Annotated in this window: 9 protein-coding genes and 2 pseudogenes; 8 read left to right on the forward strand and 3 right to left on the reverse strand. The window is 55.6% G+C overall.

The window, feature by feature from the left end; all coding sequences use genetic code 11:
• Positions 1 to 483 precede the first annotated feature (483 nt).
• From GOX01_RS11580 to GOX01_RS11590, 3 genes are all read left to right on the forward strand, one after another.
• Entirely contained in the window at positions 484 to 825 is a 342-nt protein-coding gene (locus tag GOX01_RS11580; RefSeq protein WP_062268948.1) for a type II toxin-antitoxin system RelE/ParE family toxin, read from the forward strand.
• On the forward strand, positions 822 to 1,118 hold the full coding sequence (locus GOX01_RS11585; protein WP_062268946.1) for a helix-turn-helix domain-containing protein: 297 nt from the start codon (positions 822 to 824) through the stop codon (positions 1,116 to 1,118). The genes GOX01_RS11580 and GOX01_RS11585 overlap by 4 nt, the downstream gene beginning before the upstream one ends.
• A 241-nt stretch (positions 1,119 to 1,359) precedes the next feature.
• Positions 1,360 to 2,514, forward strand: coding sequence for a hypothetical protein (locus tag GOX01_RS11590; protein ID WP_131973919.1), 1,155 nt, complete (start codon positions 1,360 to 1,362; stop codon positions 2,512 to 2,514).
• 691 nt (positions 2,515 to 3,205) lie between these two features.
• Here the strand turns inward: GOX01_RS11590 and GOX01_RS11595 are convergent.
• Positions 3,206 to 3,649 (reverse strand): Rrf2 family transcriptional regulator, encoded by a 444-nt coding sequence (locus GOX01_RS11595; protein ID WP_062268950.1) that lies wholly within the window; start codon positions 3,647 to 3,649, stop codon positions 3,206 to 3,208.
• An 84-nt stretch (positions 3,650 to 3,733) separates the two neighbouring features.
• Between GOX01_RS11595 and hmpA the strand changes: the two are divergent.
• The 4 genes and pseudogenes from hmpA to GOX01_RS13340 all read left to right on the forward strand — a co-directional run bounded on the left by hmpA (position 3,734) and on the right by GOX01_RS13340 (position 8,162).
• Positions 3,734 to 4,955: pseudogene (gene hmpA / locus GOX01_RS11600) on the forward strand (NO-inducible flavohemoprotein).
• A gap of 66 nt (positions 4,956 to 5,021) precedes the next feature.
• Positions 5,022 to 7,364 (forward strand): nitric-oxide reductase large subunit, encoded by a 2,343-nt coding sequence (locus GOX01_RS11605; RefSeq protein WP_062247520.1) that lies wholly within the window; start codon positions 5,022 to 5,024, stop codon positions 7,362 to 7,364.
• The gene (locus GOX01_RS11610) at positions 7,361 to 7,771 is read left to right on the forward strand and encodes a DUF488 domain-containing protein (RefSeq protein WP_062247522.1); all 411 of its coding nucleotides are present in this window, start codon (positions 7,361 to 7,363) and stop codon (positions 7,769 to 7,771) included. Before GOX01_RS11605 ends, GOX01_RS11610 begins: the two co-directional genes overlap by 4 nt.
• Positions 7,772 to 7,859: 88 nt before the next feature.
• Entirely contained in the window at positions 7,860 to 8,162 is a 303-nt protein-coding gene (locus GOX01_RS13340) for a PAS domain-containing protein (protein ID WP_231875798.1), read from the forward strand.
• Between the two features lie 223 nt (positions 8,163 to 8,385).
• On the opposite strand, the gene GOX01_RS11620 is transcribed toward GOX01_RS13340, so the two are convergent.
• Positions 8,386 to 8,928, reverse strand: coding sequence for a hypothetical protein (locus GOX01_RS11620; RefSeq protein ID WP_062268939.1), 543 nt, complete (start codon positions 8,926 to 8,928; stop codon positions 8,386 to 8,388).
• Positions 8,929 to 8,930: 2 nt separating this feature from the next.
• Positions 8,931 to 9,476, reverse strand: coding sequence for an endonuclease toxin domain-containing protein (locus GOX01_RS11625; RefSeq protein WP_141259258.1), 546 nt, complete (start codon positions 9,474 to 9,476; stop codon positions 8,931 to 8,933).
• Between the two features lie 110 nt (positions 9,477 to 9,586).
• Here GOX01_RS11625 and GOX01_RS11630 point away from each other — a divergent pair.
• Positions 9,587 to 10,353, forward strand: a pseudogene (locus GOX01_RS11630) (IS3 family transposase); the annotation flags it as partial.

The raw sequence follows: 10,353 nt of genomic DNA on the forward strand, positions 1-10,353 counted from the left end.
GCGTCTCTGTTCGGTTTTTGGTCCTGATACAATAAATCAATCATAACCAGCCCTCTAACTCGGCGCATAAAATATCACCCATAAGAATGTCTGGTTTCTGTATTTTACGTCCAATATCGGACCAACCGTTCTCCCCCCCAAGTCAGCCGCGAGCCTCAGAATAGTTACAGACCTGTGTGAGTTGGAATGTCTCTCGCAAAGAGGGCCAGAGACGATCAGACTATCTTTCCGGCAGCAGACGTTGTCCTTGCATGAGCGTCTGTGGAACACGCCTCGAAAAGACCTTTTCGGGTCTTTCTTGGGCCCCACCCCTATGTCCGATAATAAGAAAAAATGGACATAGATTTTATGGCGGAAAACTGCGGATTTCTGGCATTTCTTGAGGTTTTTGGACGGTTGTTTGTCTAAATGCCCATCACGCCCTTCATTTCTCCGAACTATACGTCATTGACCTATCCGCCAATGACGTATAGTTCATTGTGAATGTCAAAGCTGCAGACTGTTGTCGAACTGCCTGAATTCATAAAGCGGGCAAAAGCCCTAATGTCAGACGACGACCGGACGGCTCTGATCGACATGCTCGCTGCGATGCCAGATACTGGCATTTCTTTAGGTGGCGGTCTGCGAAAGGTCCGCTTTTCACGCGAGGGTGGTGGGAAGAGGGGAGGGTATAGAACTCTCTATGTTTTTGGTGGAAGACAGATGCCTCTGTTCCTGCTGACCGTATTTGCCAAAAACGAGAAAGACAATCTGACGCGATCTGAACAGGCCGCCCTGGTAGAGTTGAGCAAGACGCTTGTTGCGAAATACGGAGAACCATCATGAGCGCTTATGACAGCATTCTGCAGGGGCTGAATGAGGCCCTCGCCTATGCGGAAGCTCCGACCGAAAACAGCCTGACCCATCAAGTGTGTGTTCCGTCGGTTGACGTGGCGGCCATCAGAACGCGGACCGGGCTCTCTCAGGCACAGTTTGCCAGAAGCATCGGGGTCGCCAAGGGGACCCTTCTGAACTGGGAACATGGCCGTCGTCAGCCAACCGGACCAGCCCAGGTTTTGCTGGCGATGTTGGATAAGCGGCCGTCGCTCGTGAGTGAGCTACTTTCTGCGGCTCGCTGAGGAAACACAGGCCCGATACGCTCATTCAAATGACCACTATTTGGGGGGGATTCCTGCCAGTCAGCTTACGATCGGCGAATGCGTATACCGGACATTCGCCTTATGGCGAGACCGGGCGGGGAACGGACTGTCGGGGATGGCTGCACCACCACAACCAGAAGACTTTGATTAACGGGACAATGTAGGCGGCGACGGCTTTGGAATGCTGGCAGCAAGCCCATTATTCGGATAGTAAGGTGCGATGAGTAACCGCGACGAATTCTCCGGAAGGACAAAGGCGGCGGTCGCGCTTCGCGCCAATCATCATTGTTCGTTTCGTAATTGCCTTCAGCCGACATCAGGCCCGAGCGATGAATCGCCCGAGGCTGTGAACATGATCGGTAAGGCAGCGCACATTCATGCCGCCGCGTCTGGACGAGGCGCGCGGCGCTACCTCGCGTCGATGACCCGCGAGGAGCGCACTCACATCGCCAATGCCATTTGGTTGTGTGCAACCCACGCCGACCTGATCGACCGGGACGAGGTGACGTACACGGCTGACGTGCTTCGCGCGATGAAGGCCGAGCACGAGGCGAAGTGCGCTGAAAGACAGCGCAATGCCCTTTCAGCTGGGGAGCCCAGTCCCGACCTTATCGCCATTGGACCCGACATCGTATTTGTTGGCAAATTTCTGGGCGTTGAAAGTGAAGTATGGAGCTTCCATCTAGAGAGCTTCATTGACGGCGACGTTCACACCTTGATCACGTTCGCCGATCGTTACGACCAAACCACGACCAATGATCGATATGTCCTTGTGAATGAGCTTGGAGACGGACGCGCACTGAGGGCTAAACCGTCTGTCACCAGGGATACAACTGGCGGCTACACGGTTCGGTGTCCGGTTTTCCCGAGTGCTGCCCGGATTTCAGCCGCCGACATTCCCAAGAGCTGGGCATTGTCGGATAGCCATGACCTGATGACCAACAACGGCAATTGGGCCATGGTGTCCGGCGTGGACGCCTTGCCGCAGCAGGTGAAGACGTGCTTGTCGCATCAGATGGGCGAAAGCCCGCTTCACCGAGATTTTGGGACGCGGTTTGCGGAGTATTACAACCTACTTGCCGGTTCACTGTGGCTTGATCGCTACCTGAACCTTGAGGTAATCCGCCAGGCAGCAATCCCCTACATCGACCCAACCAACAACCAGCAATACACCCCGCTTCTGTGCGTCGAGCGCGTCTTTGGTATCAAAATTCTTGCCGACACGCCTACGAAGAATTGGTTGCCGATTCGCGTAGACCTCAGCGTCAAGGGCCTCGGAAGGTGGCAGCACGATCTTTCCGTCTGCATTCCACCGGAACCGATACGGAGGTGGTCCTTTGACGAGTTCCTCGCCGGCCCGTGCGTTCGAGGCTGATCTTATGGTCTAGCGGTGAACTTTGACGTCGGCAGCGGGCGACGCTGAACTTCCGCTCCTGAGATCACTTTCTAGGGCAGCCCATGCCCGGCTTAAGGCGTAAGCAGCAGGTCCGCTTACGCCTTCTTCTCGGACACTTAGGTAAGAGTTTGGCCTTTCGTAAAGCAGACATTATTGGTTCAAAACTTTACTATCGAGTTTGGGGCGATGGCGGACTAGCCCGCATATCTCACACGAGTGGGTGCATCGGGCTCTGAAATTGGTGAAAGTTCTTTTGAAAAAGGAAAATCCGCGAGCGAGATCGGAGACCCGATGCAGACAGAGTGTAGCGTTGGCCATGTCCTCAAGATTTCTGTGAGATATGCGGGATAACAGCGAGGTGGGTGCGACAAGATTGCTATTCTATCAGGCAATGGAGGCCGTCAAAGAGGGAAAATTGCAAGTTGTGCTTGCGGCTTTACAGTCAAACCCCGTTCCAGTCAGCCTTCTTTATACCTGTCATGATCTACTGCCATTGAAGATCAGGGGCTTTCTCGACTTCGCTGTCCTGCAGCTTCGCGAACGCGTCGCTATAGGTAAACGGGACTTTTGAATCTTGGCGCCATGCTCCTGGTTCAAAGGATATATCTGATTGCTGCAATTCGCTTGAGGGCCATCTAACACTCAACATCTGGCCAATAATAATAAATGATTAAGACGTTTCACGTTTCGTCAGTTGGGCGATCTCGAAGGGCGTAATGACGTCTGCCAGAGTGCAGTCATTCAGAACCGCCATCATCGCCTGCGTTGCCTGATTAAGGCCGCTCCGCAGGCGGCAGGCGGGCATTAACTTGCAGAGCGTCGTCTCAGCGCTCTTTTCCAGACATCCTAGCAGAGCCATGTTTTCTTCGAAATAGCATACGACATCGCCGATCATGATGTCCTTCGCTGGCCGTCCAACCCGTAGGCCACCGTTACGACCGCGCAGGGTTTCGGCGAATCCCCCCTGGCCCAGCTTGTGGACGACCTTGACCATATGTGCCTCCGAGATCCCGTACGCCATGGCGATTTCACGAATGGAGCAGAGTCGTTCGGTCCGGGCGCCCAGATAGATCAGGGCGCGCAAGGCATAGTCGGTTTGCAACGTAAGTTTCATGGTCGGGTAAAGATGCACCAACTTGACATGTTTTCCAATACGGTCAAAGAGATGTGCGGATCGTAAACCTTAAAGGACGGTACCATGTCCGCTCCTCTCGACGACAAGACGCGCGCGATCATCTCCGCGACCGTCCCCGCGCTGAAGGCGCACGGAACGGCCATCACGACAGAAATGTACAAGCGCCTGCTCTCCACCCCGGCCATTCGCGACCTGTTCAATCTCTCCCATCAGCAGGATGGCGAACAGCCCAAGGCGCTGGCGCTGGCGCTGGCAGTGCTGTGCTATGCCGAACATATCAACGACCTCGGCGCGCTCGGCGGCATGGTCGAGAGAATTGCTGAGAAGCATGTCGGTCTGAACATCCTGCCCGAGCTATTATCCATATGTAGCAGAGGCGCTACTCGGCGCGATCGGCCATGTTCTCGGGGATGCCGCGACGCCGGAGATCGCCGAGGCGTGGGGCAAAGCCTACTGGTTTCTGGCAGATATCCTTATCGGCCGTGAGAAGCAGATTTACGACGAGCATAAGGACGCACCGGGAGGTTGGGCCGGATGGCGCGCTTTTCGCGTTCGCTCACGTCGCGCCGAGACTCCGACAATCACCTCGTTCGAACTGGTTCCCGTCGACGGCGGCGCGCTCTTTCGCCATAAGGCGGGACAGTATCTCAGCTTCAAGCTGGATGTTCCCGGTCATGGCTCTCAGCGCCGGAATTACAGCATTTCCTCGGAACCCGGCGCGGATCATTACCGCATTAGCGTGCGACAACAGGATGGCGGCGTCGTCTCGACATGGTTGCATGAGACGGTGAAGGAGGGAGACATACTCCAGGTTGCCAATCCCGCCGGTGATTTCTTCCTCGACGAGACAAGTGAGTCTCCTGTCGTGTTCCTGACGGCCGGTGTTGGTCTTACGCCCGTGATGTCGATGCTCGGCGAGCTGGCGCAGACATCCGTGAAGCGGAAGATTCACTACGTTCACGGCGCGGATACCGAGGCGTTGGCAGCTTTCCGTCCGGAAATCGAAGACCTTGCCAGCCGAGGTATTCTGGCGGCGGATTTCTTCTATGCGAAAGAGAGCGTGCCCGCTGTCAGTCATGGTGTTGCCGCCCACGCTGGGCGTGTCACGACCGCTTGGGTAAAGCAGAACCTCGACCGTTCCGCGACCTATTACATCTGCGGGCCGGATTCCTTCATGAGAGATATGGTCGACGCGCTACGGACCGAGAATCTGCCGGCGAAGCAGATCCGTTACGAGTTCTTCGGCTCCGCCGCCGACCCCGATCTGGTTCTCTCCGCAGCATGATATTTTTTTGGGCGTTCACAGTGAGGGGGCGCGCCCCCTCACACGACCTTATCAGGAGCTAGTGCGATGTCGGACTCATCTTCCATTGTGAGGCCGGTCGCGGATCCGGTCAGTACCGTCCTGAAATGGATTCTCCTTGCGACCGGTCTTCTGACTGCGGCGCTTCTCATCTGGACGACACAAGCGACCTACAAGGGTGCGCCTCCGCAGCCGGAGAAATTCGTCTCGGCCGACGGCTCCATTCTCATGACAGGTGCGGATATCGTTTCAGGAAAGGGCGGTTTCCAGAAAGCCGATCTGATGGACTATGGTAGCCTGTATGGCATGGGCTCCTATTATGGCGAGGATTACACTGCCTCAATCATGAAGCGGCTGGCGCTCGCCACGCGCGATAACATCGCAAGCGCAGACGATGGTGCGGCGTTCGCATATCTTCCGAAAGAGCGGCAGGACGCCATTACGGCGAAAATGCGCGACGATCTTCATCATCTCGATCTAACTGCCTCGACTGTGACGCTGCCTGGCGAGCTTGTGGCGGCGATCGTGTCCGTCCGCATGGCAACCGCGGACGGTCTGCTCCATCCGAACCGCAAGGCCGGCTGGACCGCAGCACAGAGTCTCTCACCCGCGCTCGCGGTCAAGACGGCCGACTTTCTGATCTATTCGGCTTTGACGACCGTCGCATGGCGTCCTGGCACGAACTATTCCTGGACACAGAACTGGCCTTACGAGCCGCTGGTGGAGAACGCTCCGACGGGCGAGACTTTCATCTGGACATGGGCGAGCTTTGGCTTTGTTTTTCTGGCTTTTGGTGCCGTGCTCTTTATCTACGAATATTGGCTCAACGACGCAGACACGGCGGCTCGGGACGCGGAGCTTCTCGTCGTTCATCCGTTGACACCGAGTCAGAGGAAAGTCTGGAAATATTTCCTTCTGGTTGCGGCACTGCTGCTGGTGCAGATTCTGGTCGGCTCCGTCATGGCCCATATGTATTACGACCGGACGAGTTTTTACGGTATCGATATTAATCGATACGTTCCGTTCAATGTCATGCGTGATCTTCATATTCAGGCGCCTATTGTCTGGATCGGCCTGTCGTGGATCGGCGCGGCGCTGTTTCTTGCACCGGTCATCGCCGATGGAAAAGAAGCCAAGGGTCAGGGCTGGCTCGTGGACGCGCTGTTCTGGGCAACGGTCTTCGTAGTGGTCTGTGGCCTGGTGGGAAACTATCTCGGTGTCATGGGGGTGATCGACGGCAACTGGTTCTGGTTCGGAAATCAGGGGTTGTCCTATATCCAGCTCGGCCGCTTCTGGCAGATTGGCTTCTTCGGAGGACTGCTTTTGTGGAGCGTCCTTGTGATGCGAGCTCTGTGGCCATCGGTTTCATTGTGGACTCGTGCGGCGCGCAGTTTCTGGTCCGGTCATATCCGGCTGGAACATCTCATCTGGGCGTCTACCGTTAATGTCGCACTGCTGTATGCCTGTGGCATGATTCCGCTGACGGGCATTGAGAAATCCTTCACGATCTCGGATTTCTGGCGCTGGTGGGTCGTCCATCTGTGGGTTGAACAGTCCTTCGAGTTCTTCGCGGCGGCGATGACTGCCTGGACGCTGATGGCCACGGGGTTGATATCGCGCTGCCTCGCCGAGCGAGGCATGTATTTCGAAGTCATCCTGATCTTCCTCGGTGGCGTGATCGGCACGGGGCACCATCTTTACTGGGCGGGCGAGCCGAGCCTGTGGATCCCATTCGGCACGATGTTCTCCTTCATCGAGGTGCTGCCACTTGTATTGCTTATCATGGAGGGAATCAGCCACTATCGAATAATCAGGAAGCAGAAGGATTTCCGCTATCGTCTCGGAACCATCTATGTCATCGGTGCTGCGTTCTGGAACTTCGTGGGCGCCGGGGTTTATGGCGGCGGTCTACTGAATGCGCCACTGGTGAACTATTATGAACATGGCACCTTTCTGACGCTCAACCACGCGCACTCGTCTCTTTTCGGCGCGTTTGGCGAACTCGCGATCGGTTTGATCTATTTCTGCCTGCGTTACATTCATGCTGAAAAAGCCGGTTTCTCCGAACGAGCTGGCCTGTGGGCATTCTGGCTCTACAATGCGGGACTGGTTTTGTGGACGCTGCTCAATTTCTTCCCAATCGGCTGGCCTCAACTGCTCGCAGTCTATCAGCATGGCTATGCTTACGCCCGCAGCGCCGAATTCTATGACAAGACCCTGTTCTGGCAATGGATGCGGCTGCCGGGCGACGTTGTCTTTGCGGCTGGTGCACTGATTATGGCGTGGGATTTTCTTGTCAAGCTTACGCCGGTCTATCCTGGTTGGATGCGGCGGTTCATTCCCGGTTCGAGGACACTTGCCGCGAGCCGTCCGGTGGAGAACGTGTCATGACGGCGCAACATGACACTCCGGATGTGAGGCTCAAGCGCGTGTACGATGCCTCCGCGCCCAGCGACGGCCTGCGCGTGCTGGTGGACCGCCTTTGGCCGCGAGGGCTGCACAAAGCCGACGTGAAGATGGATTTTTGGCTGAAGGACGTGGCGCCAAGTCCGGACCTGCGTCACTGGTTCGGCCATGATCCCGCGCATTGGGACGAATTCCGGCTGCGATACCGTCATGAGCTTTCAAACGGAAATGCCGAGATCGCCCGTCTTGTGGGACTGGCGGAGAAAAGCAGGATCACGCTTCTTTATGCGGCGCATGATCCTCTCCATAACCATGCACTCGTTCTTCGGGATTTTCTGTGCGATGTCGCGACGGTTAAATCTTCGAGCCATGGACGAGGGGATCAGTCATAACACAACACGTTGATTTCGCAGAACGCCTCACTCGGGCGTTGCTTGAAACGCGCGCTGATGCGATCCTCGCCGCCGACCCGGGGGGATCATCCGATTCTGGAACCCGGGCGCGGTAAGAAACTTCGGGTTCACCAAAGATCAGGCTCTTGGTCGCTCGCTTGATATCATCATTCTCGAAAAGCTACAGGTACGGCAGCGGGAAGGATGGAATCGCGTGCTTCAGACCGGTCAGAGTCGTTATGTGGCGGACGAGTTGCTTGCCGTTCCCGCGATGACGTCCGACGGTCGGCTATGCGAGTATACCGCCGCTGCGGCTGACCATCTCAACGTCCATGAAGTTCACGCCTGTCACATGTTGCCCCACGAAAAAAGGCTTCGACCGGTGCGCTGAAAGGAATTGCATGTGGGTGCCGTGCTCCGTGAGCTATCAATCCACTCCCGGAACATTACTCATGTGGCAATATCTGGTTCTCTATCCTAGCGTCCAACAACGGACATTCCACCCCCCTAACTCGCCTGTCGGCCCAAGAGAACCAGAACAGACAGGCGGCATCGCCTCATTCCGGACGAAGGAATACAACTATCCTTTTCCCAAAAGCGGACACTGTCACATTTTAAAGATAGTTCGGCTTACACACATTGAGGGCCTGGATGATGACGTTCCCCAGCTCTTCATTCGAGGCATTGATTGAGACATGGAAGACTGTTCCCTGATCTTCGCCCTGCAGCCAAGCCGAGTGACCGCCTCCTCGACCCTTGCTCGCCCTCAACTCGATCTGATCCGTTAATTCGTAATCCCAACAGGCAAACACCATGGCAGTTTTTGCGCGCGCTGCTCTCCAGTCCTTGAATCTGAACGCCTCTGCAAGCTTCCCCCAGAAAGCCAGCATCAAAGGGCCGCATTCGGCATGGACCTTGGCGACTGTTTCCCGAGGAAGGGGCACGCCGGGAGTATTGAAGTATTCACTCGACTGGATGGACTTGCGGAAATTTTCTCCAATCCATTCCGGCGTCGCGCCGGCGCGGTCTATATAGCTCGACCAGCCCGTGCGGGAAAAATATGATCCTTTCCACACCTCTTGGCACTCGATCGCAAGATATTTCTTCGCCCGGAAGCAATTTGCTCGCTTCTGTCTACGAATGGGAAACTGCTGCATGATCACGCGATATCCGTAATATCAAAATTGATGGAGAGAGGGCGCTTCTGTTCAAGGGATTCCTCTGCAACCCGCTCCTTGGCGAACTGATAGGCCTTGCATAACGCTTCCCATTGCCCTTCCGTCGGTTCTCTGGGAACTCCAAGAGAAAGCGTATAGGTGTCGATGTCACCCTTTGAAAACTGTAGACTTGCGGGAATGCCTTTCGCTTGGGCAACGCTTGGATCAATGATCTCGCCGCCTCCAGATTGATATCGCAGCATCTGCTCGACATTTGTGACAATACGCGCTTCGACCCGGTTCGGGTTGGCGTAGGTGGTAGCCTGCATATCCAGCGTCTTGTCACTCACAGCGTCGCCGGATGTTGCATTCCATTGATCGAATGCCTTCCAATTGTTCTTGTAATCAGCCAGCCAGATATAACCGTCTGGCTGGAGCTTGTTTGCCACCCAGATCTCATACGGTTCGCCCTGCGTCTTGATCCCGCCGCCCTTTGACCACCACTGGATCCCGTTCTGATATTTTGGGTCAACGGGCTTTCCGCTCAACGTCATACCTGGTTTTTTGGCCGCATTTGCAATGTCCGTGGGTAATCCCCCCATAAAAAGAGTGACTTTTGAATGAGAATTTTCTCAGCGTAAGAATTGAGGAGATTCTGATGAAGAGTGATCGCTTTACTGACGCCCAGATCATGGGTGTGATCCGCCAGGCTGAGGGCGGTGTCCCGGTTCCTGACCTGTGCCGGGAGCATGGGATTAGCAACGCCACGTTTTACCGGTGGCGCGCGAAATATGGCGGCATGGATGCTTCGATGATCAGTCAGATGAAGGCTTTGGAAGAGGAGAACCGTCGGCTGAAGCGCATGTATGCGGATTTGAGCATGCAGACGGATATCCTGAAGGAAGCCCTTGGAAAAAAATGAAGCGGCCAGCCCAGTGCCGGGAACTGGCCGCACAAGCTGTGGCGCATCATGGGGTCAGCATTGCGCTGGCCTGTCGGATTTTTGGGATATCCGAGACCTGCTTTCGCTATCGTCCGCGACTGGCAGCGGAGAACGACAGGATTGCCGCTCTTCTGGTGGGACTGACCCAGGCTCACAGGAGATGGGAATTTGGTCTGTGTTTCCTGTATCTGCGCAATGTGCAGGGACAGCTCTGGAATCATAAGCGGGTTTATCGGATCTATCGGGAACTGGAACTCAACCTGCGGATTAAACCCCGCAGGCGTCTGGTTCGCGAAAAGCCTGAAAAGCTGTCGGTTCCGGCCCTTCCCAACAGGGTCTGGTCCATGGATTTTATGGCGGACAGGCTGATGGATGGACGTGCTTTTCGGCTCCTGAACATTCTGGATGACTTCAATCGTGAAGGACTGGCGATCGAGGTTGATTTTTCCCTGCCAGCCTGTCGGGTTGTCCGCTGTCTGGAA

It is taken from the genome of Gluconobacter oxydans (genome assembly GCF_006539685.1).
GTDB classification, from domain to species: Bacteria; Pseudomonadota; Alphaproteobacteria; order Acetobacterales; family Acetobacteraceae; genus Gluconobacter; species Gluconobacter oxydans.

Bases quoted from the DNA above. Each gene is read 5' to 3' on its own strand.
- GOX01_RS11580 (WP_062268948.1), top strand. From the start codon at position 484: ATGTCAAAGCTGCAGACTGTTGTCGAACTGCCTGAATTCATAAAGCGG.
- GOX01_RS11585 (WP_062268946.1), top strand. From the start codon at position 822: ATGAGCGCTTATGACAGCATTCTGCAGGGGCTGAATGAGGCCCTCGCC.
- GOX01_RS11590 (WP_131973919.1), top strand. From the start codon at position 1,360: ATGAGTAACCGCGACGAATTCTCCGGAAGGACAAAGGCGGCGGTCGCG.
- GOX01_RS11595 (WP_062268950.1), bottom strand. From the start codon at position 3,649: ATGAAACTTACGTTGCAAACCGACTATGCCTTGCGCGCCCTGATCTAT.
- GOX01_RS11605 (WP_062247520.1), top strand. From the start codon at position 5,022: ATGTCGGACTCATCTTCCATTGTGAGGCCGGTCGCGGATCCGGTCAGT.
- GOX01_RS11610 (WP_062247522.1), top strand. From the start codon at position 7,361: ATGACGGCGCAACATGACACTCCGGATGTGAGGCTCAAGCGCGTGTAC.
- GOX01_RS11620 (WP_062268939.1), bottom strand. From the start codon at position 8,928: ATGCAGCAGTTTCCCATTCGTAGACAGAAGCGAGCAAATTGCTTCCGG.